Source organism: Streptomyces sp. NPDC048420, assembly GCF_040651535.1.
In the GTDB taxonomy this organism is placed as follows: Bacteria; Actinomycetota; Actinomycetes; order Streptomycetales; family Streptomycetaceae; genus Streptomyces.
Genome location: NZ_JBEZKG010000017.1, coordinates 113,963 through 137,444 on the forward strand (window position 1 = coordinate 113,963; position 23,482 = coordinate 137,444).

The 23,482-nt window shown below is 70.3% G+C and carries 25 protein-coding genes and 1 pseudogene; 14 read left to right on the forward strand and 12 right to left on the reverse strand.

Translation table 11 applies throughout. The annotated features are described in order from the left end of the window. Positions 1-18: 18 nt before the first annotated feature. Complete coding sequence (locus AB0D34_RS30430) at positions 19-1,587, reverse strand: ABC transporter permease (protein WP_362667101.1); 1,569 nt, start codon at positions 1,585-1,587, stop codon at positions 19-21. Continuing rightward, positions 1,584-2,471: an ABC transporter ATP-binding protein gene (locus AB0D34_RS30435; protein WP_362667103.1), complete on the reverse strand. Its 888-nt coding sequence runs from the start codon at positions 2,469-2,471 to the stop codon at positions 1,584-1,586. Before AB0D34_RS30435 ends, AB0D34_RS30430 begins: the two co-directional genes overlap by 4 nt. Before the next feature lie 74 nt (positions 2,472-2,545). Between AB0D34_RS30435 and AB0D34_RS30440 the strand changes: the two genes are divergently transcribed. Next, positions 2,546-3,046 carry a MarR family transcriptional regulator gene (locus AB0D34_RS30440; RefSeq protein WP_362667105.1) on the forward strand — a complete coding sequence of 167 codons (501 nt, stop codon included), beginning with the start codon at positions 2,546-2,548 and terminating at the stop codon, positions 3,044-3,046. Positions 3,047-3,054: 8 nt separating this feature from the next. Here AB0D34_RS30440 and AB0D34_RS30445 read toward each other — a convergent pair whose 3' ends face one another. Continuing rightward, on the reverse strand, positions 3,055-4,563 hold the full coding sequence (locus AB0D34_RS30445) for an APC family permease (protein ID WP_362667108.1): 1,509 nt from the start codon (positions 4,561-4,563) through the stop codon (positions 3,055-3,057). A gap of 148 nt (positions 4,564-4,711) precedes the next feature. Here AB0D34_RS30445 and AB0D34_RS30450 point away from each other — a divergent pair, with 148 nt between their 5' ends. Further along, complete coding sequence (locus AB0D34_RS30450; RefSeq protein ID WP_362667111.1) at positions 4,712-6,097, forward strand: ethanolamine ammonia-lyase subunit EutB; 1,386 nt, start codon at positions 4,712-4,714, stop codon at positions 6,095-6,097. Further along, entirely contained in the window at positions 6,094-6,846 is a 753-nt protein-coding gene (eutC, locus tag AB0D34_RS30455; protein WP_362667113.1) for an ethanolamine ammonia-lyase subunit EutC, read from the forward strand. Before AB0D34_RS30450 ends, eutC begins: the two co-directional genes overlap by 4 nt. Before the next feature lie 228 nt (positions 6,847-7,074). Here the strand turns inward: eutC and AB0D34_RS30460 are convergent, their stop codons facing one another. After that, positions 7,075-7,920, reverse strand: a complete 846-nt coding sequence (locus AB0D34_RS30460) for a diacylglycerol kinase family protein (RefSeq protein ID WP_362667115.1) — start codon at positions 7,918-7,920, stop codon at positions 7,075-7,077. Between the two features lie 188 nt (positions 7,921-8,108). On the opposite strand from AB0D34_RS30460, the gene AB0D34_RS30465 reads away from it, so the two are divergent. Next, the gene (locus AB0D34_RS30465) at positions 8,109-9,392 is read left to right on the forward strand and encodes an adenylosuccinate synthase (protein WP_362667117.1); all 1,284 of its coding nucleotides are present in this window, start codon (positions 8,109-8,111) and stop codon (positions 9,390-9,392) included. Between the two features lie 57 nt (positions 9,393-9,449). On the opposite strand, the gene AB0D34_RS30470 is transcribed toward AB0D34_RS30465, so the two are convergent. Next, entirely contained in the window at positions 9,450-10,469 is a 1,020-nt protein-coding gene (locus AB0D34_RS30470) for an ArsR family transcriptional regulator (protein ID WP_362667383.1), read from the reverse strand. A gap of 193 nt (positions 10,470-10,662) precedes the next feature. Between AB0D34_RS30470 and AB0D34_RS30475 the strand changes: the two genes are divergently transcribed. The 3 genes from AB0D34_RS30475 to AB0D34_RS30485 all read left to right on the forward strand — a co-directional run bounded on the left by AB0D34_RS30475 (position 10,663) and on the right by AB0D34_RS30485 (position 14,130). After that, positions 10,663-11,154, forward strand: coding sequence for a hypothetical protein (locus tag AB0D34_RS30475; RefSeq protein WP_362667120.1), 492 nt, complete (start codon positions 10,663-10,665; stop codon positions 11,152-11,154). A 108-nt stretch (positions 11,155-11,262) separates the two neighbouring features. Continuing rightward, a complete protein-coding gene (locus AB0D34_RS30480) occupies positions 11,263-12,147 on the forward strand; it encodes a hypothetical protein (RefSeq protein ID WP_362667122.1) in 885 nt (294 codons plus the stop codon). Between the two features lie 174 nt (positions 12,148-12,321). Next, entirely contained in the window at positions 12,322-14,130 is a 1,809-nt protein-coding gene (locus AB0D34_RS30485; protein WP_362667124.1) for a 5'-nucleotidase C-terminal domain-containing protein, read from the forward strand. A 31-nt stretch (positions 14,131-14,161) separates the two neighbouring features. On the opposite strand, the pseudogene AB0D34_RS30490 reads toward AB0D34_RS30485, so the two are convergent. The 3 genes and pseudogenes from AB0D34_RS30490 to AB0D34_RS30500 all read right to left on the reverse strand — a co-directional run bounded on the left by AB0D34_RS30490 (position 14,162) and on the right by AB0D34_RS30500 (position 15,850). Next, positions 14,162-14,532, reverse strand: a pseudogene (locus tag AB0D34_RS30490) (peptidase inhibitor family I36 protein). Next, positions 14,529-15,047: a hypothetical protein gene (locus AB0D34_RS30495; protein WP_362667126.1), complete on the reverse strand. Its 519-nt coding sequence runs from the start codon at positions 15,045-15,047 to the stop codon at positions 14,529-14,531. The pseudogene AB0D34_RS30490 and the gene AB0D34_RS30495 overlap by 4 nt, the downstream one beginning before the upstream one ends. 515 nt (positions 15,048-15,562) lie before the next feature. After that, entirely contained in the window at positions 15,563-15,850 is a 288-nt protein-coding gene (locus AB0D34_RS30500) for a hypothetical protein (protein ID WP_362667129.1), read from the reverse strand. Positions 15,851-16,053: 203 nt separating this feature from the next. Between AB0D34_RS30500 and AB0D34_RS30505 the strand changes: the two genes are divergently transcribed. After that, positions 16,054-16,347, forward strand: coding sequence for a hypothetical protein (locus tag AB0D34_RS30505; protein ID WP_362667131.1), 294 nt, complete (start codon positions 16,054-16,056; stop codon positions 16,345-16,347). A 3-nt stretch (positions 16,348-16,350) separates the two neighbouring features. On the opposite strand, the gene AB0D34_RS30510 is transcribed toward AB0D34_RS30505, so the two are convergent. The 3 genes from AB0D34_RS30510 to AB0D34_RS30520 all read right to left on the reverse strand — a co-directional run bounded on the left by AB0D34_RS30510 (position 16,351) and on the right by AB0D34_RS30520 (position 19,268). Then, complete coding sequence (locus AB0D34_RS30510; RefSeq protein WP_362667133.1) at positions 16,351-17,001, reverse strand: hypothetical protein; 651 nt, start codon at positions 16,999-17,001, stop codon at positions 16,351-16,353. 119 nt (positions 17,002-17,120) lie between these two features. Next, a complete protein-coding gene (locus AB0D34_RS30515) occupies positions 17,121-17,822 on the reverse strand; it encodes a GntR family transcriptional regulator (protein ID WP_362667135.1) in 702 nt (233 codons plus the stop codon). A gap of 90 nt (positions 17,823-17,912) precedes the next feature. Next, entirely contained in the window at positions 17,913-19,268 is a 1,356-nt protein-coding gene (locus AB0D34_RS30520; protein ID WP_362667137.1) for an aspartate aminotransferase family protein, read from the reverse strand. 129 nt (positions 19,269-19,397) lie between these two features. Here AB0D34_RS30520 and AB0D34_RS30525 point away from each other — a divergent pair, with 129 nt between their 5' ends. Genes AB0D34_RS30525 through AB0D34_RS30535 form a run of 3 tightly spaced genes read left to right on the forward strand, consistent with a single transcriptional unit; the run spans position 19,398 to position 20,769 of the window. Further along, positions 19,398-20,003: a type 1 glutamine amidotransferase family protein gene (locus AB0D34_RS30525; RefSeq protein ID WP_362667139.1), complete on the forward strand. Its 606-nt coding sequence runs from the start codon at positions 19,398-19,400 to the stop codon at positions 20,001-20,003. Continuing rightward, positions 20,000-20,458, forward strand: a complete 459-nt coding sequence (locus tag AB0D34_RS30530) for a helix-turn-helix domain-containing protein (RefSeq protein ID WP_362667141.1) — start codon at positions 20,000-20,002, stop codon at positions 20,456-20,458. Before AB0D34_RS30525 ends, AB0D34_RS30530 begins: the two co-directional genes overlap by 4 nt. A gap of 53 nt (positions 20,459-20,511) precedes the next feature. Beyond that, positions 20,512-20,769 carry a hypothetical protein gene (locus AB0D34_RS30535; RefSeq protein WP_362667143.1) on the forward strand — a complete coding sequence of 86 codons (258 nt, stop codon included), beginning with the start codon at positions 20,512-20,514 and terminating at the stop codon, positions 20,767-20,769. A gap of 77 nt (positions 20,770-20,846) precedes the next feature. Here the strand turns inward: AB0D34_RS30535 and AB0D34_RS30540 are convergent, their stop codons facing one another. Then, entirely contained in the window at positions 20,847-21,572 is a 726-nt protein-coding gene (locus AB0D34_RS30540) for an SLATT domain-containing protein (RefSeq protein WP_362667145.1), read from the reverse strand. A 240-nt stretch (positions 21,573-21,812) separates the two neighbouring features. Between AB0D34_RS30540 and AB0D34_RS30545 the strand changes: the two genes are divergently transcribed. Genes AB0D34_RS30545 through AB0D34_RS30555 form a run of 3 tightly spaced genes read left to right on the forward strand, consistent with a single transcriptional unit; the run spans position 21,813 to position 23,463 of the window. After that, entirely contained in the window at positions 21,813-22,154 is a 342-nt protein-coding gene (locus tag AB0D34_RS30545) for a YbaB/EbfC family nucleoid-associated protein (RefSeq protein WP_362667148.1), read from the forward strand. Between the two features lie 60 nt (positions 22,155-22,214). Then, positions 22,215-22,814: a recombination mediator RecR gene (gene recR, locus AB0D34_RS30550; protein WP_164424767.1), complete on the forward strand. Its 600-nt coding sequence runs from the start codon at positions 22,215-22,217 to the stop codon at positions 22,812-22,814. Beyond that, positions 22,807-23,463, forward strand: a complete 657-nt coding sequence (locus tag AB0D34_RS30555; protein ID WP_362667151.1) for a DUF5063 domain-containing protein — start codon at positions 22,807-22,809, stop codon at positions 23,461-23,463. Before recR ends, AB0D34_RS30555 begins: the two co-directional genes overlap by 8 nt. Positions 23,464-23,482: the final 19 nt, after the last annotated feature.

Below are 23,482 nucleotides of genomic sequence, written 5' to 3' on the forward strand. Positions count from 1 at the left end.
CGCGGCCGGACGCGCGGTTCAGGTCGTCAGATCCCGGCGCCGCAGCCCCGCCAGACCCCCCGCCACCAGAACCACCGCGAGCGCGAGCAGCACCAGCACCGGCCCCCACTCCATCCCCCCGCCCGGCAGCTTCGGCAGGTGGCCGAAGGGGGAGAGGTCCAGGACCGTCCGGGGGACGTCCAGGGCCGGGCCGACCCAGCCGATCAGCAGCACCGCACCGGCGACTGCCCAGGACAGGGGAGCGAGCCGTGGGGCAAGCCCGTACAGCAGGACCGTCAGTCCGCCGATCACCCACACCCCCGCCACCTGCACCAGGCACGCGCCCAGGATCGGGCCGACCTCCTTGCCGTAGCCCGCGGCGAAGCCGAGGCCCGCGAGCAGCATGATCAGTACCGTGCCGCCGAAGGCGATCAGCAGATGGCCGGCTGCCCACCGCATTCGGCCCACCGCGTTCGCCAGCACCGGTTCCGCCCGCATCGACGTCTCCTCGCCGTGCAGCCGCAGCACCGACGCGACCACGTACAGCGCGGCCACCAGTCCCAGCATCCCGGTCATCGAGGCGAGGAACGCGTCCGTGATGCCGGACTGTCCGCCCATCCGCTCGAAGATCTCGCGGGCCTTCTCGTTGTCACCGACCAGGTCGGCCACGCCGTCCGTGAGACCGCCGTAGACCACCCCGGCCAGGAAGAAGCCGATCGACCAGCCGAGCACACCGCCCCGCTGCAGCCGCCAGGCCAGCGCTTCCGCCGTGCCCAGGCGGCCGACAGCAGGTCCAGGGCGGGTGGGCACGAAGCTCATGCCCACGTCCCTGCGGCCCGCCAGTACGTAGGCCAGCGTGGCCTGTACCGCGATCGCCGCGGCGAACAGCAGCAGCACCCACCAGCGTTCACCGGCGAAGGGACGCAGCTGCGACAGCCAGCCCAGCGGCGACAGCCACGTCAACACCGACGAGCCCTCAGTTGACGCCGAGTCGCCCGCCGCCCGCAGGACGAAGGCCGCACCCAGCACCCCCGCCGTCAGCCCCCGCGCCAGCCGCGCGCTCTCCGTCAGCTGCGCGACGATCGCGGCCGTCGTCGCGAAGAGCATGCCCACGGCGGCAAGACCCAGACCGAAGGCCAGCGCGCCCATCGCTCCCTGGCCCGCCAGCCCCGCCGTCACCAACAGGGCCAGCACCCCGCTCGCCACGGCCGCCGCCAGCAGCGCCGCCGTCAGCGAGGCGCGCCGCCCCACCGCGGCGGAGGCGATCAGCTCGTGCCGGCCGCTCTCCTCCTCGTCACGGGTGTGGCGTACGACGACCAGCAGGCCGGTGACGGCGGCGAGCGCCCCCGCGTAGACGCCGACCCGCCAGGCGGTGAGGGCGCCGAGGGAGTCGTCGAAGACCGGGCCGATCAGCGCGCGGAAGGAGGAGTTGGTGGCGACCTGGTGCAGCAGATCGGTCCGCTCGGCCTCGGTGCCGTACAGGCCCTTGAGGGTGTTCGGCATCGACAGGACCATCAGGGCGTTCACCGCCACCCACACCGGGATCATCAGGCGGTCGCGGCGGAGGTTGAAGCGGAGCAGTACGCCGGTACCGGCCAGGGAGGTCACGACGCCTCCTGGTAGTGCCGCAGGAACAGTTCTTCCAGCGTCGGCGGAGTCGACGTCAGCGAGCGCACGCCCAAGTCGGTCAACTGCCTTAGCACCGCGTCGAGTTTGTCCGTGTCCACCTGGAGCCGGACCCGGTGGCCCTGTACGTCGAGGTCGTGCACGCCCGGCAGGTGCGCCAACCCGTTGGGCGTGCCCGCGAGTTCGGCGGTGACGCTGGTGCGGGTGAGGTGGCGCAGCTCGGCCAGTGAACCCGACTCGACCGTGCGACCGCGCCGGATGATGCTGACCCGGTCGCAGAGTTCCTCGACCTCGCTCAGGATGTGCGAGGACAACAGGACCGTACGGCCGCGCTCGCGCTCCTCCTCCACACAGCGCTGGAAGACCTCCTCCATCAGGGGGTCCAGTCCCGAGGTCGGCTCGTCCAGGATCAGCAGGTCCACGTCCGAGGCGAACGCGGCGACCAGGGCGACCTTCTGGCGGTTGCCCTTGGAGTAGGTGCGGCCCTTCTTGGTGGGGTCCAGCTCGAAGCGTTCGATCAGCTCGGCACGCCTCGTGGCGGAGAGACCGCCGCGCAGCCGGCCGTAGAGGTCGATGACCTCGCCGCCGGAGAGGTTGCGCCACAGCGTCACGTCCCCCGGGACGTAGGCGATCCGGCGATGCACCTCGACCGCGTCGGCCCACGGGTCCCTGCCCAGCACCTGCGCGGCGCCGGAGTCGGCGCGCAGCAGGCCGAGCAGGACGCGGAGGGCGGTGGACTTGCCGGCGCCGTTGGGGCCGAGGAAGCCGTGCACCTCGCCGGTGCGCACCTCCAGGTCGAGGCCGTCGAGGGCGTGGGTGGCGCCGAACGACTTGTGGAGCCCGGAGACCGTGATTGCCTTCGTCATGCTTCAGAACGTACGCTTCTTTCAGAAATTTGTGAAGTTAAGGAAGCGTATGAAGCCCCGTTAGGGTGGTGACCATGACGGATGCGGTGGGGTCGGCGGGGCGTGACCAGGAGGCGGTCTCGAAGTTCGTGGAGAGCTTCGCGGCCCAGCTCGTCGAGGCCGGGATGCAGCGCATGCCGGCCCGGGTCTTCGCCGCGCTGCTGTCCTCCGACGAGGGCACGATGACCTCCGCCGAGCTGGGGGAGCAGCTCCGGATCAGTCCGGCCGCGGTCTCCGGGGCGGTGCGCTACCTCGCCCAGACGCACATGGTCTCGCGGGAGCGGGAGCCCGGGTCACGCCGGGAGCGCTACCGGGTGCACGGCGACCAGTGGTACGAGGCCCTGACCAACCGTGAGGCGGTCATCAAGCGGTGGGAGGGGGCCCTGCGGGAGGGTGTCGCGAGCCTGGGTGCCGACACCCCCGCCGGACGCCGCATGGCCGAGACGCTCGCCTTCTTCGAGTTCGTCGAGGGCGAGGTCGCGGCCATGATGGAGCGGTGGCGGGTGCACCGCGAGAAGCTGTTCGGCGCGCCCTGAGGCGCCCCCTAGCGCTCCTTGGTCTCTTCCAGGACCGTCCGCCCCAGCAGCAGATACCGCTCCGGCGAGCGCCGCTTCAGGTACTGCGCGTACCCGATGCCCAGCGCCGCGACCGCCGCCACCAGCCACGGTGTGGCCTTCAGCACCAGCGAACCGGACTCCGTGCCCGCCGCCGCGCTCATGTTGGACACCAGCAGGACGACCACGGCGAGCATCGCGATGCCACCGACCAGCGGGGCCGTGAGGGTCCGGAACCAGTGCCGGCTCTCGGGGTGGTGCTTGCGGAAGTACACCAGCACGGCGAAGGAGCACACGGCCTGCACGATCAGGATCGCCATGGTGCCGAGGATCGCGAGCAGGACGTAGGTGCCGGAGTACGGGTCCTTGCCGGCCGCCCAGAACGCCAGCAGGAGTACGGCCGTCACGACGGTCTGCACCAGGCCCGCGATGTGCGGTGAGCCGTGCCGGGGGTGGGTGCGGCCGATCGTGTTCTTCAGCGAGGGCAGGACGCCCTCGCGGCCCAGCGCGTACATGTAGCGGGCGGCGCAGTTGTGGAAGGCCATGCCGCAGGCCAGCGAGCCGGTGATCATCAGCCACTGCATGACGTCGACGGCCCAGTGGCCGACGTACTGCTCGGTGGGCCCGAAGAAGAGCTGAAGGGGGTTGTCGGTGGAGACCTTGACGGCGTTGGACTCGCCGGTGCCCGAGATGGCCATCCAGGAGACGAAGACGTAGAAGACGCCGACGCCCAGGACGGAGATCATCGTCGCCTTGGGGATGATCTTCTTCGGGTTGCGGGACTCCTCGCCGTACATCGCCGTGGACTCGAAGCCGACCCACGACCAGAAGGCGAAGAAGAGGCCGAGACCGGCGGACGTGCCCTTGAACGCGTTGACGGGGTTGACCGGGTCCAGGCTGAAGCCGTCCGGGCCGCCGCCGTGGAAGGCGACCGAGATCGCCATCGCGGCGAGGATCGTCACCTCGGTGGCCAGCAGCACGACGAGGAGCTTCTCGGCGACCGAGACGCCGAACCAGGTGCCCGTCGCGTTGACCGCGAGCATCAGGATCGCGAACGCCCACCAGGGGATGTGCACCCCGGTCTGGTCCTTCAGCGTCCCCGTCGCGAACGTCGAGAAGATGCCGATGAGCGCCGGCTCGAAGACGACGTACGCGAAGGTGGCGAGCAGTCCCGACGCGAGACCGGCGGTGCGGCCGAGGCCGTAGGAGATGAAGCCGTAGAAGGCGCCGGTCGAGGTGATGTGCTTCGCCATCGAGGTGAAGCCGACGGAAAAGATTGCCAGGACGACCATTGCGACGAGATAGCTCGCGGGGGCGCCGATGCCGTTGCCCGCCGACACCATGAAGGGCACGTTGCCCGTCATCGCGGTGATCGGGGCGGCGGTCGCCACGGCCATGAAGACCACGCCGAGCAAGCCGATGGCATTGGGTTTCAGCCGGTGAACCGTGCCCTCGCCGTCCGTCTTCGCCGCCGGGGCGACTCCCTCGTCCACTGCCATCGGGTGGCCCCTTTCTTGCCCGTCCACTGTGTGTCGAACCGGAACTCTGTAGCCCGAATGAGTCGAGCAAGGGTCTCGGGGCGTTAAATGTTTGTCAACCAGACCTTTAGAAATCTGGCGGCAATATGCGGCTCGTAGCGTCACCGGCATGAGCTACACGTCCGTTCTCGGCGGTCACCGCTACCGCTTCGACACCCTTGCCCGACTGCTCGCCGCCGCGAGCCCCGAGCGGTCCGGGGACCGGCTGGCGGGTCTTGCGGCCGACTCCGAACGGGAGCGGGTGGCCGCGCGCTGGGCGCTGGCGGAGGTGCCGCTGGCGGACTTCCTCGCCGAGCCGCTGATCCCGTACGAGACCGACGACGTGACCCGGCTGATCCTCGACACGCACGACCCCGTGGCCTTCGCGCCGGTGGCCTCGATGACGGTCGGCGGGTTCCGGGAGTGGCTGCTGTCTCCCGGAACCGATGCCGGGGCGCTGGCCGCCGTGTCGCCCGGGCTCACGCCCGAGATGGTCGCGGCGGTCTCCAAGCTGATGGGCAACGCGGATCTGGTCGCCGTGGCCCGCAAGGTGCGGGTCGTGACGGCCTTCCGCTCCACCATCGGCCTCCCGGGACGCCTCGCGACCCGCCTCCAGCCCAACCACCCCACCGACGACCCGGCGGGCGTGGCCGCGGCCCTGCTGGACGGCCTGCTGCTGGGCTCCGGCGACGCGGTGATCGGCATCAACCCGGCGACGGACAGCCCCAAGGCCGTACGGGACCTGCTGGAGCTGCTCGACGGGGTGATCCAGCGGTACGCGATCCCCACCCAGTCCTGTGTGCTGTGCCATGTCACGACGAGCGTGGACCTGATGGCGAAGGGTGCCCCCGTCGACCTGGTCTTCCAGTCGATCGCGGGCACGCAGGCGGCCAACGCCTCCTTCGGCGTGACGCTCGGCCTGCTGGACGAGGCGTACGAGGCGGCACTCGCGCTCGACCGGGGGACGGTCGGCCGGAACGTCATGTACTTCGAGACCGGCCAGGGCAGCGCCCTCTCGGCGGGCGCGCACCACGGGGTGGACCAGCAGACGGTGGAGACACGGGCGTACGCGGTGGCCCGGCGCTACGACCCGCTGCTGGTGAACACGGTCGTCGGCTTCATCGGCCCGGAGTACCTCTACGACGGCCGGCAGATCCTGCGGGCCGCGCTGGAGGACCACTTCTGCGGCAAACTCCTCGGCCTGCCCATGGGGTTGGACATCTGCTACACCAACCACGCGGACGCCGACGACGACGACATCGCCACCATGCTGACCATGCTCGGCGTGGCCGGCGCGTCCTTCGTGATCTGCACTCCGGGCGGCGACGACATCATGCTCAACTACCAGTCCGCCTCGTACCACGACGCGTTGTACCTGCGGGAGGTCCTCGGGCTGCGCCCGGCACCGGAGTTCGAGGCATGGCTCGACTCGATCGGGCTGCTGGACGAGCGCGGCGGGATCCGCGAAGTGGCCTCACATCCGCTGACGGCGATCGGGAAGGAGCTCGCGGCATGACTGAAGTGACCGTGCAGACAGGTGAGTTGTGGTCGGCGCTGCGGCAGCGCACCCAGGCCCGCATCGGTCTCGGCCGCGCCGGCTCCGCCCTTCCCACCCGGCACCGCCTCGAACTCCAGGCGGCCCACGCGGCGGCCCGGGACGCGGTGCACTCGCCGTTCGAACCGGACGTGATCGCGGCGGGGCTGCCCGGCACGGCGACGATACGGGTCCGCAGCGCGGCGGGTGACCGGCTCACCTACCTCCAGCGCCCCGACCTGGGCCGCCGTCTCGATCCCACGGACCGGGCCCATCTGCCCACGGGGGACTGGGACGTGGTCTTCGTCGTCGCCGACGGGCTCTCCAGCCGGGCGGTGCACGAGCACGCGGCGGCGGTGGTGCGCGGGACGACGGCACGGCTGGAGGGCTGGCGGATCGCCCCGGTCGTCCTCGCCGAACAGGCCCGCGTGGCCCTCGGCGACGACGTGGCGGCGGCGATGGGCGCGGCGATCGTGGTGGTGCTGATCGGTGAACGGCCCGGTATGTCGGCGGCGGACTCGCTGGGCGCGTACCTGACGTACGGTCCGAAGCCGGGCGTGACGACCGACGCCGACCGCAACTGCCTGTCCAACATCCGCCCGCCGCTGGGGCTGTCGTACGAAGGGGCGGCGGGGAAGCTGGCGGGGCTGATGGGGCGGGCGCGGGAGCTGGGGCGGACCGGGGTGGAACTCAAGGACGACCGCGACCACGAGGAAGTGACCGCAGGGTAACCCCGAGCGCCCCGAAGGGCCCACCGCGGCGCGGTAACCTCGGGCGTTCCGGGGGGCTTACGCGGTGGTGGCTCCGGGCGTTCCGGGGGGCTTACGCGGTGGTGGCTCCGGGCGTTCCGGGGGGCTTACGCGGTGGTGGCTCCGGGCGTTCCGGGGGGGCTCACCCGGTGGTGGCTCCGGGCGTTCCGAGGGGCTTACCCGGTGGTGACTCCGCGCGCGCCGAGGGGCTCACCGCGGCACAGTGAGCCGCAACGCCCCCTCCCGCACCGTCCACGTCCGCCTGCGCACCGGCCCCGCCACCCCCGTGTCCCCCCGGTACCGGAAATCCGCGCCCGTCACGGTCACCGTCCTCCCCGTGGCCAGCAGCGGGGACGCCTCCGCACCCACCGACAGCGGGCGCACCTCCACCGAGGCGAGGCCGCCGCCGTGGCCCGGGGTCACCGAGACCGCCTCCAGGGGCTGGTCCAGGTCCACCAGGGTCACCCCGTCGACCACTACCCGCAGCCGCGAGGGCCCGGGAACGGCGAGCGCGGTCTCCCGGCCGGGACGGGCCGGCACCAGGGTCCGTACGAGGGACTGGCAGGTCCGCAGCCAGGGCCGCGCCGCCTCCACCGGCTCCTCGCGGGCGACGAGGGCGGGAATCCGCAGCGCACCGAGCACCACCCCGTCGCTGTCGTCCACCAGCATGTCCAGGCGTCGCTCGGCGCCGTCCAGGACCGCCCGCGCGGCCGCCACCGGCCCCGTGGGCACCCCGAGCGCGCGGGCGACGCCCAGGGCAGGGCCCACCGGCACCACCGACAGCACACATTCGGCCAGCTCCCGCTGCCGGTGCAACTGCACCACCGCCCGCATCAGCGCCCGGTCGTCACCGACCACCACCGGCCGCCGGGAGCCCCGCCGGGCCAGTGCCCGGGCGAATTCCTCGGGCCCCTCCGGCAGACACACCTTCGTCGCCGCACCCGCGCTGAGCACGTCTTTCACGATCCGTACGGACTCGCCGTCCGTCCTCCGGGCGACCGGATCGATCACCACGAGCAGCTGATCGGAAGTCGCGGAAGTCGCCACCTCGGCCATGCCTCGCTTCCTCGGGTAGCATCTTTGTGCAAGAGCCCCTTGCGCTATTGCGCCAGGGGCTTCGTCTATTCCGGGGCATCCGGGTCCGACGGGCAGCGGCCGACGACGGCCGTTGGTGCACGCGACGGCAAACCGTACGCGTACACCCCTGACCTTGGACATGCCCCGCCCGGAAGGGGTGTACGCGCGTGCCCGCACTTGTGCTGCTCGGTGCTCAGTGGGGTGACGAAGGCAAGGGAAAGGCGACGGACCTGCTAGGCGGATCCGTTGACTATGTGGTGCGCTACCAGGGCGGCAACAACGCCGGCCACACGGTAGTCGTGGGCGATCAGAAGTACGCCCTCCACCTCCTCCCTTCCGGAATCCTGTCTCCGGGGTGCACCCCGGTCATCGGCAACGGTGTCGTCGTCGATCCGTCGGTCCTGTTCTCCGAGCTGAACGGACTGAACGACCGCGGCGTCGACACCTCCAAGCTCCTGATCAGCGGTAACGCCCACATCATCACGCCGTACAACGTCACCGTCGACAAGGTGACGGAACGCTTCCTCGGAAAGCGCAAGATCGGCACCACCGGTCGCGGCATCGGGCCGACGTACGCGGACAAGATCAACCGCGTCGGCATCCGGATCCAGGATCTGTACGACGAGTCGATCCTGACCCAGAAGGTCGAGGCGGCCCTCGACGGCAAGAACCAGCTCCTGACCAAGGTCTTCAACCGCCGCGCCATCGAGGTGGAGCAGGTCGTCGAGGAGCTGCTGGGCTACGCGGACCGGCTGAAGCCGTACGTCGCCGACACCGTCCTGGTGCTCAACCAGGCCCTGGAGCAGGACAAGGTCGTCCTCTTCGAGGGCGGCCAGGGCACGCTCCTGGACATCGACCACGGCACGTATCCGTTCGTCACCTCGTCGAACCCCACCGCGGGCGGTGCCTGCACCGGCGCCGGTGTCGGTCCGACGAAGATCAGCCGGGTCATCGGCATCCTGAAGGCCTACACGACCCGGGTCGGCTCGGGCCCGTTCCCGACCGAGCTGTTCGACGAGGACGGCGAGGCGCTGCGCCGCATCGGCGGTGAGCGGGGTGTCACCACCGGCCGTGACCGTCGCTGCGGCTGGTTCGACGCGGTGATCGCCCGTTACGCGACCCGCGTCAACGGCCTCACCGACTTCTTCCTCACCAAGCTCGACGTCCTCACCGGCTGGGAGCAGATCCCGGTCTGTGTGGCCTACGAGATCGACGGCAAGCGCGTCGAGGAACTCCCGTACTCCCAGACCGACTTCCACCACGCGAAGCCGATCTACGAGTACCTGCCGGGCTGGAGCGAGGACATCACGAAGGCCAAGACCTTCGCTGACCTCCCGAAGAACGCCCAGGACTACGTGAAGGCGCTGGAGGAGATGTCCGGCGCCCCGATCTCCGCGATCGGCGTGGGCCCGGGCCGGGACGAGACGATCGAGATCAACTCGTTCCTGTAGTACCCGCTTTCGCGACGCCGACGGCTTCTCGGAGCTGTCGGCGTCGCCGGCGCGGAGTCAGCGGCGGGTGGCGCGCAGCACCGAGATCCCGGCCGGGGTGAGGGTGTGCAGGACGCTGGTGGCGTGGCGGATGCTGGTGATCAGCCCGGCGTCGCGCAGGGCGGTGGTGTGCTTGCTGGCGGAGGAGCTGGACACCCCGGCGGCACGGGCGATCTCGCCGGTGGTGGCACCGGTGGCGGTGACACAGAGGACGGTGGCCCGGGTGCGCCCGAGGAGGGTGCTCAGCGGGGCCGGTACCGAGCCGTCCGGTAAGGCCTCGGCCCGCAAGGAGGCCGGTAGGGCGTCCGGCGTGGAGGCCGGTTTGTGCAGGATCGGGTAGACCAGGACCGGCGACAGCGTGGGGTCGGCGAGACCGATCGGGGTGTGCCAGCAGAAGTACGAGGGGACGAGCACCAGCCCGCGGCCGTTCAGGCGCAGGTCCCGTTCGTCGGCGGGGTAGTCGACGTACAGGACGGGGCGGCGCCATCTCATCGTGGGCGCGAGCCCGGCGAGCATGCCCTCGACGCCGCCGTCGAGAAGCCCCCGGCAGCGGGCCGACCGGTCGGCCTCGAAACGGGCCCGCATGTGGTCGGTGTGCGGGGCGATGACGGCTTCGTGATAGCCGCGGATCGCCTCGACCAGCTCCTTGCGGGTCTCGGTGTCGGCCAGCCGCGGAGCCCAGGACGGCGCACCGACGCGGCGGTCGAGGATCGACATCTCGTGCAGGACCCGGTGCGGCGGTGTGGCCAGGATGGCTTCAAGGCCGGGGCCGAGCCCGTCGGCGGACTCGGCGGGATTCAGGAAGTCCGGGTAGTACGCGGCTCTAGGAAACAGCGGCAGCAGCCCGGTCCGCAGGACACGGTCCAGCCGTCTCTCGCGCAGCCGGGCCCTGCTGACGCGATGCCAGGCCGCGTAGGCCCAGCGGCCACGGCGGCTCTGGAAGCGGTGCAGGCTCGTGGCGATCTCCCACAGTGGATCCGGATTGGTGGCCACGCGGATCCGGGCGAGATCCCGGTCGGTGAAGTGGATACGGAGCATCTCGTTCTCCCCCAAGGCCTTGGTGTTTGCCACCGGGCGACACAGCATGGCCGAGCCCGACTTGCTCGGCAATAGTTCCGTTGATCTCACGGACCACTTCGAGACAGCGGCCCTGAATTCCGGCGCCGATATCTCGAATGCGGTTCGGGCAGCCCGGTTAACGGGTCGAATCAACGGAAGGACGGAAAGGCAAATGCCTGTACGGAATGGGACGTCACGTGTGCGCCGGCGGCTCGGGCTCCTCGCCGGTCTGACCGCCATGGTGGCCGTCGGCGGTGCGGTCGTCGCGGCTCCGGCCTCGGCGGGACCCAACTGCGCCTCCGGCTACCACTGCGTCTTCTACACCACGATCGACTCCGCCCGGCACTCGTACTTCAACAGCGACTCGAACTTCAGCGGCGACACCTTCAACCAGGTGAGCGGGGGTGCCGGTTACGGCGCGGCCGTGAACAACAACGTGTGGTCCGCCAGCAACTCCAGCACCGGTGGCTACGAGAGCCACTACTACGACGGTGCGAGCTACTCGGGATTCCTGTTCTGTGTGAATCCCGGTGACTACATCGCCTCCACCGCCAGCAACGGCGGAAACACCAGCACCACGAACGGCAGCGGACTGACCAGCAGCCTGCGCCAGCGGGCGAGCTCCCTCCAGTTGCGCGGGACGACGTCCATCGACTGCTGGTAACAGCGGCCACGGATCGACGAACCCGGTCCGGCCCGGTGCACCACCGGGCCGGACCTGCTCGAAGAACTGGCGAGAAGGACGAGAAGGACGAGAAGGAGGGGAGAGGCAGTGCCCGCACGAATACGTCGTTTCGTCGCGCCGCTGGTGGTCGTCCTCGTCCTGGGCGCGGCGGCCTGGGCGTACGCGGCACGGCCGGGAGAGCCGGCGCCGGTGCCGGACCGGTCGAAGGAGTCGGCGGCCCGCCTGGCCCTGCGGCCGGCGATCAACGGAGTCTTCTACCGGTGGACCGAACCGCAGCGCCGGGTCGCGCTGGCCAAGCAGCGTCTCATCGTCGGGTGCATGGCGAAGCACGGTTTCCGCTATGAACCCGCCCCGGTGGCCGAGGTGACCGACGGGACCGCCGAGCGGCCGTCACCGTTCGGCCTGGAGTCCCTTCCCCCGCGCCGGGCCGAGCCGTCGCAGACGCTGCCCCCGGAGCAGCCCCGGAGCGAGGCGTTCACGCGTGCGCTCTACGGCGATCCCGACGACAAGATCTCCGCGAAGGGCGCGTCTCTCCAGGTGTCCCGGCCGGCGAACGGCTGCCAGGCCGAGGCGGAGCGGCGGCTGCTCGGGGGCACGGAAGGGCGGCTCAGCTATCTGCGGCTGCGGCTTCAGCTCCACGACGGGCAGAACGAGTCGCTGGAACGGCTGGACCATGACAAGCAGTTCCGCGCGGTCAACGAACGGTGGCGGGAATGCGTGCTACGGGCCGGTGTCGAGACGACGGACCCGGTGACCCTGGTGAAGTCCCTGCCCGCCGACACGGACCTCCGTAAGCACCCGGCGGCACTGGCGGATCTGCGGTGCAAGGGCGAAACGGATTATCTGGCCATTTCCTATGCCAGACTGGCCGCGGCGCAGTCGAAGTGGTTGACGGAGAACCCCGAGGTACTGCCCGGCTGGAAGAGCCTCCAGCTCCGGCAGTCGAAGGTCGCCGGAGAAGTCCTCGGCTGAAAAGTGAGGGTCCGAGGACACCGGGCCCTCTCCTTTTCGGAACCCCGCTCATTTCCTTTACTTGACCCAGAGTTGGATAACTCCTGGTTTCGACGGCAGTGGCCGGCAGTCACGATCTACGCGTGTAGTCACAGCCGGCTCACGCTCGCTCCCGCCCTCCCCAGGAGTCCGCCCATGTCCGTCAGCCCCCTCAACCGCCGGGATTTCGTGAAGAAGTCGGCCGTCACCGGTGCCGCCGTGGCCGTCGCGGGGGCGGCGGGCGCACCCGCCGCCCAGGCCGCCGAGCACAAGCCCGCCAAGGGCAACAGGACGTGGACGTTCTCCATCCTCGGCACCACCGACCTGCACAGCCACGTCTTCGACTGGGACTACTACCTCGACAAGGCCTACTCCGACGCCAAGGGCAACTCCGTCGGCGTCGCCAGAGTCGCCACCCTCATCAAGCAGCAGCGCGCGGCCAAGGGCGAGGAGCACGTCCTGCTCGTCGACGCCGGCGACATCATCCAGGGCACCTCCCTCGCCTACTACTTCGCGCGCGTGCAGCCCATCACCGACAAGGGCGCGCCCAAGCACCCGATGGCCGTCGCCATGAACCACATGCGCTACGACGCCGCCGCCCTCGGCAACCACGAGTTCAACTACGGCATCGAGGTGCTCAGGAAGTTCGAGAGCCAGTGCCGCTTCCCGCTGCTCGGCGCCAACGCGCTGGACGCGAAGACACTGAAGCCCGCCTTCCAGCCGTACACCGTGAAGCGCATCTGCGTCCCCGGCGCCCCCGACATCAAGGTCGGCATCCTCGGCCTGACCAACCCCGGCATCGCCCTGTGGGACAAGGACAACGTCAGCGGCAAGATGGTCTTCCCGGGCCTGGTCGAGCAGGCGAAGAAGTACGTGCCCCGGCTGCGCGCCCTCGGCTGTGACGTCGTCTTCCTCACCGACCACTCGGGCCTGGACGGCAGTTCGTCGTACGGCGACGAGCTCCCGTACGTCGAGAACGCCTCCAACCTCGTCGCCCAGCAGGTCCCCGGCATCGACGCGATCCTGGTCGGCCACACCCACGTCGAGGTGCCGTCGTACACGGTGAAGAACGACGAGACCGGCGAGGACGTGCTGCTCTCCGAGCCGTACTGCTGGGGCTACCGCCTGAGCGTCTTCGACTTCGAGCTGGTACTCGTGCGCGGGCAGTGGAAGGTCACCAAGAAGACCGCCCAGACCCTGAACCCCAACACGGTCGACGAGGACCCGGAGATCAGGAAGCTCCTGGAGGCCGACCACGAGCTGGTGGTGAAGTACGTCAACACGGCCGTCGGCACCTGCACCGAGGACCTCTCCGCGGCGGACTCCTGCTGGAAGGACGTCCCGATCATGGACTTCATCCACCAGGTCCAGATGGACACGGTCAAGGCAGGGCTGTCCACCTCCGACGCGGCCCTCCCGCTGATCTCGGTCGCCGCGCCCTTCTCCCGCACCGCCGACATCCCCGCGGGCAGCGTCACCATCAAGGACATCGCCGGGCTCTACATCTACGACAACACCCTGTACGGCAAGAAGCTCACCGGCGCCCAGCTCAAGGACTACCTGGAGTACGCGGCGAAGTACTACCACCGGGTGCCGGCGGGCACGGCCGTGGACACCGCCACGCTGACCAACGCCAACAGCTTCTGGGACTACATGTACGACACGGCGGCCGGCGTCTCGTACGACATCGACATCGCGGCGGCCGAGGGCTCCCGCATCAAGAACCTGTCCTACAACGGCACTTCGGTCACCGACGACCAGGTCTTCGTCGTCGCCGTCAACAACTACCGGGCCAACGGCGGCTCCGGCTACCCGCACATCGCCGCCGCCGACATCGCCTACAGCTCCACCAACGAGATCCGCCAGCTGATGATCGACTACGTGACGTCCAAGGGTGCCCTCGACCCGAAGGACTTCGCGGTCACCAACTGGAGGCTGACGCAGGACGGGACCCCGGTCTTCTGACCGGAGCCCCGCCGCACGGGCGGCCGGCGTGTCAGCAGCCGGTCGCCCAGGTGTGGGAGTCGCCGCGGTCGTTGGCCACGCCGTTGTAGCCGGCCTCCTGGCCGGGCGCGAGGCAGATGGTCATCGGGCCGAGCTGGTTGGCGGAGGCGTACACCCGGACGTAGTCCTTGATGCCGGGGCCGGAGATGCCGTGGTTGGCCCAGGACGAGTCCTGGTCGGCGATGTTGCTCTCCCACCAGCCGTCGTCGCCGGTCCACTCGATCTTCTGGCCCTGGTAGTTGGCGTCCGTCCACGCGCAGAAGTTCCCGCTGCCGCAGGCCGCCGCCTGGGCCGAGGCCGAGGTGGCGAGGACGGTCCGGTGGCGAGCAGTCCGGCGGACAGGACGGCGATGAAGCGCTTCACTGGTTTCCCTTCGGGTGGGTGGTGCTTGACCGGGTGATCCCGCCGCCCTCCAGCAGGGCGGTCGCTGTGGTGAGGGCGTGGGCGCGCAGCCGCCGCCACTCCGCGATCTCCGCGCGGTGCGTGGCACGGACCTCGGAGAGCGGGCGGCCGGTCCTGGCGGCCTCGGGCTTCAGGTTGTTGACGACGACCGAGGTACGGAACCAGCGGTCCTGGTCGCCGTAGAGCCGCCGTTGCGCGGCCGCGAGGCAGCCGTCGGTGTGGGCGCGGACCGTGTAGCCGGTGGGCAGCCGGAGTGACAGCTCGGGCCGACCTGCGCCGAACAGGGCCTCGGACACCCGCTGTTGGTCCGACTCCGGGGTGAGGCCCCGCCGGGTCAGACAGTCGTCGGTGAGTTCGCGGGTGGCCGCCTTGATGACGTCGTCGGCCGGGAGTGCCGGGCGGGCGGCCCCCGCGGCGCAGGCGGATCCGGTGAGGAGAGTGAGGACGGCCAGGGCCGTCGCCGTATGGGCGCGCATGAGCGGATCAGCCGGCCTGGCAGCCCATCGTGGTGTCACTGACCCCGTCGAACTTCGTGGCCCACTCCCAGTTGTCGGAGTAGTCGTCCGGCCGGATCGCCCGGTACACACAGGCGCCGCCGCCCTGGAAGCCGATCGCGTAGACGGTGACGGGGGCGTGCGAGTCGAAGAGTACGCGTGCCGCTTCACCCGCGGCTCCGCCTCCTGGTACCCCGGCGGCGCGTAGTCCCAGGCACCGCCCGGTCCCATCTGCCCGGGCTCCGCCCAGAAGTGGACATGCCCCGGCGGTACGGCAGCGGCGGCTTGGGCGGGCGGGGCGGCGAGGGGAGCGAGGGCGGCGAGCAGGACCGTCGTGATCAAGGCGGAGCGCATGCGCGCTGCATGCCCAGGCTTTTGTGGGCGTATGAGGGTATTCACCCGTTCAGTGGATCAACGTCTGCCGGTGCCACGGACGCACAAAACCCCGGTGGCCGCCCGGCAGTTGACTGCTGGGCGGCCACCGGGGCCGTAGGACCTCAGGCCGCGGGGCGCGGGCGGCGGCCGGTGACGCTGCGGTACGCCGCCCCGAGCACCGCCGCGTTCACGACGGCCCCGGCGACGATCCCGGCCCACGCCAGGGCGCCCGGCAGCATCACGAACAGCAGCGACGCCGGGGCCGTGACCAGGAACGCCCAGACACCGGCGAGGCTCGCGTCCGCGTGCTCGACGAACAGCGCGTCCACGCCCACCCATACGACGACCGCGGCCACGACGAGCAGGTAGCCGAGGGAGAGCGGGTTGAGGAAGTGGCGCACGCGGTCCATCGGGAGCCCCCAGAAGGTCGTCTGTCTGTGATTCACCACGATGCCGCGAGCGCGCCGACGGCCGCGTGAGTAGCCGTACTCAACCTCGCCGAGCCGGATACCCAGGCTGTCGGTGGAGGAGGTCCAGGAAGGGAGAAATGCCGCATATGGGAATACGCTGGGAGCGTGCATCGGCGTCTGTCGATCCGGAGAAGGTGAGTGCGATGCGCGTACTGCTCAAAGCGTCCATGGACACCGAGAAGGCGAACGAGGCCATCAGCAACGGCACCCTGCCGAAGCTGATCGAGGCGTCGCTGGAACAGCTCAAGCCCGAAGCGGCCTACTTCACCGCCGAGAACGGTCAGCGCACCGCCTACCTGGTCTTCGACATGCAGGACAGCTCACAGATGCCGGTGATCGCTGAGCCGTTCTTCATGCACCTCGGGGCGAAGATCACCTACACCCCGGTGATGAACTACGAGGACGTCCAGAAGGGCCTCTCCCAGCTGGGTCGCTGACCCTCAGCTGAAGATGATCATCGAGCCCTGTGCGAGGCTCCGGGTCGCCGCCGCGTGCAGCCCCAGCCAGACATGGCGTTCGCGGGCGAAGGGGCTGGGGTCGTACGGCGCGGGGACGGCCGGCTCCTCCAGCTCCGTGGGGGCACGCGGCGGTTCCGGGGGTGCCGGGGGATTGGCCGGATCGATGCCGATCACCGGGGCCACGAACTCCAGTTCCCGCAGCAGGGTCTGTGCGGAGCCCAACGGGCCGCCGCCCGCGAGCAGTTCGTCGTTGGCGAGGGGGTGCGGGAAGTCGACGGGGACATACGCGCCCGCGTGGTCGTAATGCCAGACCAGGTGCGACTGCTGGGCCGTCGTCTCGAACATCTCCAGCAACTGCTCGTAGTCACCGCCGAGTTCGTCGACCGGGGTGACCGGCAGCCCGCACACCTGGAGCAGATAGGCGCGGCGCAGGAAGTGCAGGGCGTCGTAGTCGAAGCCGGCGACCGGGGCGACGTCGCCGGACAGGCCCGGCATGTACTGGTACACCGGCACCGGCGGCAACCCGGCCTCGGCGAGCACCTTGTTGTATTGCGCGAGTTCCTCGGCGAACGGGTTGTCCGGGGTGTGGCACAACACGTCGACGAGAGGCACCAGCCACAGGTCACAGGCCAAAAGACAACTCCTCGGATACTCGCGGTGCGCGGATGTCTTCGTACGGTGGTCAAGGCAGGGTAGTCGCTGGGGCGCCCGGGTGGCTCCTGTAGTGCACGTTGTACCCGTGCCCGGCGCGCTCAGTCGGTGCTGAGGCCCTCGATGAGGGTCAGATAGTGGCCGTTGTAGGCGATGAGGAGCTTGCGGGCGGTCGTGGTGTCCCGCTGGTAGAGGGCGTCGTAGACCTCGGTGTGCCCGGCCCACAGGCGCCCGCGCAGATCGGTGAGCCGGCGCAGGTGCTGGACCGTGCACACCCAGGTCTGCACCCGCAGCCGGTGCAGGAAGTCGGCGAGATAGGGGTTGCCGAACAGGACGCTCAGTTCGCGCCAGAAGCGCAGGTCGTAGCCGATCAGTACGGTCAGGTCGCCCGCGACGGCGGCCCGCTGCGCCTCCTCGCCGCGCCGCCGCACGCCCGCCACGGCCGCGGCGGTACGGGGCTCTTCGAGCTCCTGGAGGACGCGGTGCCCGGCGTCGAGGGACTGGAACATGCCCTCGGTGACCAGGCTGCGGGCCTCGATCATGCCCCGGAAGTCGTCGAGCGAGTACTCGTGCACATGGAAGCCGCGGTGCTGGTCGGCCTCCAGGAGCCCCTGCGCGGACAGGTCCACGAGGGCCTCGCGGACCGGGGTCGCGGAGACGCCGTACTGCTCGGCGATCTCCTTCACCGTGAACTCCTGCCCCGGCTGGAGCCGCCCGGCCAGTACCTCGTCGCGCAGCGCGTCCGCGATCTGCTGCCGCAGCGTGCTGCGGGTGACGGCGCCGTTGCCACTGCTGCCGGGCATCGTCGGGGCGCCTCCCTCGCGCGTGTGCAAATGGCGTGCTCGTACATGTCTACGAGCACGCCACCTTACGCGTTCGAAAGCCGCAAGGGCTTACTCCGTGTATTCGTCCGCCACGGAGAGCGCGGTGTCCAGCGCGGCCAGCCCTTCCTTCAGTTCGGCCTCGCTGACGTTGCACGGCGGCACCACATGCGTCCGGTTCATGTTGACGAACGGCCAGATGCCCTGCTTCTTCGCGGCGGCCCCGAACGCGGCCATCGGGGCGTTCGCCTCACCGGCCGCGTTGTACGGCACCAGCGGCTCGCGGGTCTCCTTGTTCTTCACGAGCTCCAGGGCCCAGAACATGCCCACGCCGCGCACCTCGCCGACGCTCGGGTGCCGCTCGGCGAGTTCCTTGAGCGCCGGCTCCAGGACGGCCGTACCGAGGTGCCTGGCGTTGTCGACGACGCCCTCCTCCGCCATGACGTTGATCGTCGCGACGGCGGCGGCACAGGCGAGGGGGTGCCCGGAGTAGGTGAGCCCGCCGGGGTACGGCCGCTTGCCGAAGGTCTCGGCGATGGCGCCGGAGATGGCGACACCGCCGAGCGGCACGTATCCGCTGTTGACGCCCTTGGCGAAGGTCATGAGGTCGGGTACGACCCCGGACAGGTCGGCGGCGAACCACTCACCGGTGCGCCCGAACCCGGCCATGACCTCGTCCAGGACGAAGACGATCCCGTACTTGTCGCAGATCTCACGGACCCCTGCGAGGTAGCCGGGCGGCGGCACCATGATCCCGGCGGTGCCGGGGATGGTCTCCAGGATGATCGCGGCGACGGTGGCGGGCCCCTCGAAGGCGATGGTCGTCTCCAGGTGCTCCAGGGCCCGCGCGGTCTCCTGCTCCTCCGTCTCGGCGTAGAAGCGGGACCGGTACAGGAAGGGCGCCCAGAAGTGCACGACCCCGGCGGAGGCGCTGTCGGAGGCCCAGCGGCGAGGGTCGCCGGTGATGTTCACGGCCTGCTGAGTACCCCCGTGGTACGACCGGTAGGCGGAGAGCACCTTGGCCCGCCCGGTGTGCAGCCGGGCCATGCGCACGGCGTGCTCGACCGCGTCCGCGCCACCGTTGGTGAAGAAGATCTTGTCCAGGTCCCCCGGCGTCCGCTCGGCGATCAGCCGGGCCGCCTCCGACCGCGCCTCGATGGCGAAGGCGGGCGCGAAGGTGGTCAGGTGTGCGGCCTGCTCCTGTATCGCGGCGACGACCTTCGGGTGCTGGTAGCCGATGTTGGTGTAGACGAGCCCGCTGGTGAAGTCGAGATAGCGGTTCCCGTCGTAGTCCCAGAAGTACGACCCCTCCGCACCGGCGACGGCGAGCGGGTCGATGAGTTCCTGCGCGGACCAGGAGTGGAACACATGAGCACGGTCCGCGGCCTTTACGGCGGCGCCGACCTGGGGGTCTGGCTGAGGGGTCATGCGCCCGAGCGTAGGTGTCCGCGATACGGAAGCGGTATCGGCGTCCTGTCTGTGGAAGGCGGCTTTCCGCGACAGGTTGTCCAGCCCGGAGCCATTGACAGCACACTGTCGAAATGACAGCATGTTGTCATGAATACCAAACCCGTGCATCTCGCCGTGTACGACACCTACGCCGACTGGGAGACGGGCCACGCCACGGCCTATCTCGCCCGCGCCGGGTACGAGATCCGGACGGTCGGGCCCTCGGGGGAGGCGGTGACCTCCGTCGGCGGGCTGCGGGTCCAGCCCGCGTGCGCCCTGGACGACGTACGACCCTCCGACAGCTCCCTGCTGATCCTCCCGGGCGCCGATCTCTGGGACGCGGGCGACGACCTCGCCCCCTTCGCCCGCAAGGCGCGGGAGTTCCTCGACGCCGGGGTGCCCGTCGCCGCGATCTGCGGGGCCACCGTGGGGCTCGCGCGCGAGGGGCTGCTCGACGACCGGGCGCACACCAGTGCCGTGTCCTTCTATCTCGCGGCCACGGGATACGGCGGCGGCGAGCGGTACGTCGACGCGGACGCCGTGACCGACGGCCCGCTGATCACCGCCGGGCCCACCGAGCCCGTCGCGTTCGCCCGGGAGATCTTCCGGCTGCTCGGGGTGTACGACGGTGAGGTGCTGGACGCCTGGTACCGGCTGTTCCACGACTCCGACCCGCAGGCGTACGCCGTGCTGCAGAAGGCGGCCGGAGAGTGAGCCGGGAGCGGCAGGACCTGCTCAGCCGCGGCGCGCTCGGGGTGTTCCGGCTCAACGGGCAGTTCCTGGGCGTGGCCGAGGAGTTGGCCGGGCCCTCCGGACTCACCGCCGCCTGGTGGCAGGTGCTCGGCGCGGTGCGCCGGGAGCCGCTTCCGGTCGCCGGAATCGCCCGGGAGATGGGCATCACCCGGCAGAGCGTGCAGCGGATCGCCGATCTGCTGGTGGAGCGGGGCCTGGCCGAGTACCGGCCCAACCCCGCCCACCGCCGCGCCAAGCTCCTCGCGCCGACGCAGGAGGGGCTGGCCGCCGTGCACCGGATCGACCCCGGCCACGCGGCCTTCGCCGACCGGCTCGCGGAGGCTTTCGGAGAGGCCGAACTCGCCGAGGCCGTAGGGGCGTTGGAGCGGCTGTCCAAGGTGCTCGACCAGCTCTCGACGGGTGGCGGACGGACGTAGACACTGGACTTCTGCCGTGCAGGTGCGGTCTCGGTCCCGGGGGAGGGCCCGCGATGGAGAGTCCCGAGGAACACGCCTCTGCCGGGCCCGAACACCACCACTCGCGGGAACGCTCCTCGCCGGGCACGTACATGACGCCGTACGCCCCGGACCCCGAAGGGGAGTCGGGCCGCAGCCGTCCCGTCACGGCCGCCCTCGTCGCCGTCGCGCTGGTGGTGGCGATAGGCGCCGGCGGTACGGTCCACGCCGTCCTGGACGACGACGCTCCCCGGGTGGCACCGACCGCTCCCCCGACGGCGATCACGCCCTGAAGTCCCACCGACGTGATCCGCGAACAGGGGCACCTGCCGGGTTCATTCAGCCCGTCCGGCGTGTGAGGACCACCAGCTCACCTCGGCTCCGGCGGCCGCTGCCGAGGCATGTTCGGCCGGGCGGGCGGACCCGGAGGCAGCGGAAAACGGCCTTGCGCGGCCCCTGGATCCTGCCGCCCCCCGGACGTCACCGCCCCCTGGATCCCCATGGGAGTCGAACCGTTGCGGAACTCCACGATCCAGTCCGCCGTCTCGACCCGGATCAGCTCGGTCACGTCCTCCGAGAAGCGCCGCAGCACCCCCAGACAGCGCTCCGTGGCCTCCGCGGCCGTCCCTTCCGTCGGCCCGAGCACCTCCCGCACACTCTCCGAGGCCCAGTCGAACTGCAGCACCTGGAGCCGCCGCTGCACGGCCTGCGCGGTGGCCACGTCCCTTATCCAGCCGGCCGTCACCCCGAAGTACCGGTCCACGGCCACACAGGCCACCGCGAGCAGCAGCGCGAGATACCCCCAGGGCGCGAGGCCGGCATCCGCCACGCCGGTCAGGTCCAGCAACGGCAACAGGGCCCCGGTCACCGCCCCCGCCGCGGCCCCGCCCCGCAGGGCCCGCGCGCCGCGCCGCTTCCACACCCGGTCCGTGAGATACCAGGCCGCCGTCTCCAGCGCCCCGCACTCCACCCACCGGTACAGCTCGTCCAGCCGTACGGCGGGCTCGCCCCAGTCCCCGAGCGGAAACGTCCGCCCGGCCAGATCGGCCCGCCCGTCCTGCGGCGGACCCTCGGGCTGCATCTCCGGCTGACCCACCGGCGCTCCCTACTGATCGGTCACCCTGCGTGACGCCTGATGCTGATGTGCCGGACCCTTCCTACCGCCCAATGGGTGGCGAAGGGGGCGCTTTGCTCTCTTTTCCGCTCGGAAGGGGGCCTTGATCAGGTATAGGCCTCTCCATGGACTCACTCGAAAGAGTGCCGGGGCGACGGGTGCGTGGAACACGTAGGCTCGGGACAGACGGAAGTCTCAAGGCGGAAAGCACAGGAGCTGATCGTGATCCCCGGTGGTGGCCAGCCCAACATGCAGCAGCTGCTCCAGCAGGCCCAGAAGATGCAGCAGGACCTGGCGGACGCGCAGGAGGAACTCGCCAGGACCGAGGTCGACGGTCAGGCGGGCGGCGGTCTCGTGAAGGCCACCGTCACCGGCGCCGGCGAGCTGCGCGCGCTGAAGATCGACCCGAAGGCGGTGGACCCCGAGGACACCGAGACCCTCGCCGACCTGATCGTGGCGGCCGTCCAGGCGGCCAACGAGAACGCCCAGGCCCTCCAGCAGCAGAAGCTCGGCCCGCTCGCCCAGGGACTCGGCGGCAGCGGCATCCCCGGGCTGCCCTTCTAAGACGGGCGTCGGCCAACTAGCGTATGCAGTGCAAGGAACCCCAGGAAGGACGGCAGTCCGTTGTACGAAGGCGTGGTGCAGGACCTCATCGACGAACTGGGGCGGCTGCCCGGCGTCGGTCCCAAGAGCGCCCAGCGGATCGCCTTCCACATCCTGCAGGCCGAGCCGACGGACGTACGGCGTCTCGCGCAGTGCCTGATGGAGGTCAAGGCGAAGGTCCGCTTCTGCGCCACCTGTGGCAACGTCGCCCAGGAAGAGCTGTGCAACATCTGCCGTGACCCCCGCCGCGACCCCTCCGTCATCTGTGTGGTGGAGGAGCCGAAGGACGTCGTCGCGATCGAGCGCACCCGTGAGTTCCGTGGCAAGTACCACGTGCTCGGCGGCGCGATCAGCCCCATCGAGGGTGTCGGTCCGGACGACCTGCGGATAAGAGAACTCCTCGCGCGGTTGGCCGACGGGACGGTCACGGAGCTGATCCTGGCCACCGACCCGAACCTGGAGGGCGAGGCCACGGCGACCTACCTCGCCCGCATGATCAAGCCCATGGGCCTCAAGGTCACCCGCCTGGCCAGCGGCCTCCCGGTGGGTGGCGACCTGGAATACGCGGACGAGGTGACCCTCGGCCGCGCCTTCGAGGGGAGACGACTCCTAGATGTCTGACGCCACACTGCACGCGAGCGCCCAGGACCCGGACGACTTCGCGGTCCAGATCGCCGACCAGGTCGAGAGCTTCCTGGTGGCCGTCACAGAGGTGGCGAAGGGCGACGAGCCCGACTCGGCCGTCCCCTTCCTGCTCCTGGAGGTCTCCCAGCTCCTCCTTGCAGGCGGACGCCTCGGCGCGCACGAGGACATCGTTCCCGACGAGCGCTACGAGCCCGACCTGGGCCCGGAGGCCGACGTGGACGAGCTCCGCGAGAACCTCGCGCGCCTGCTGGAGCCGATCGACGTCTACTCCGAGGTCTTCGACCCCTACGAGCCCCGCAAGGCCCCCGTGCCGGCCCGGATCTCCGACGACCTCGCCGACGTCATGGCGGACCTGCGCCACGGCATGGCCCACTACCGCTCGGGCCGCACCACGGAGGCCCTGTGGTGGTGGCAGTTCTCGTACTTCTCCAACTGGGGCTCCACGGCGTCCGCGACCCTGCGCGCCCTGCAGTCGGTGGTGGCCCACGTCCGCCTGAACCAGCCCCTGGAGGAGCTGGACGGCCTCGACACGGACCAGGCGATCGGCGACGAGACGCTGGAGTTCGAGGCGGGCAAGGTGATGTCGGAGGAGATCGCGGGGCCGTTGGGACTGGAACTGAAGTAGCGGGCAACCCGTCGAAGTG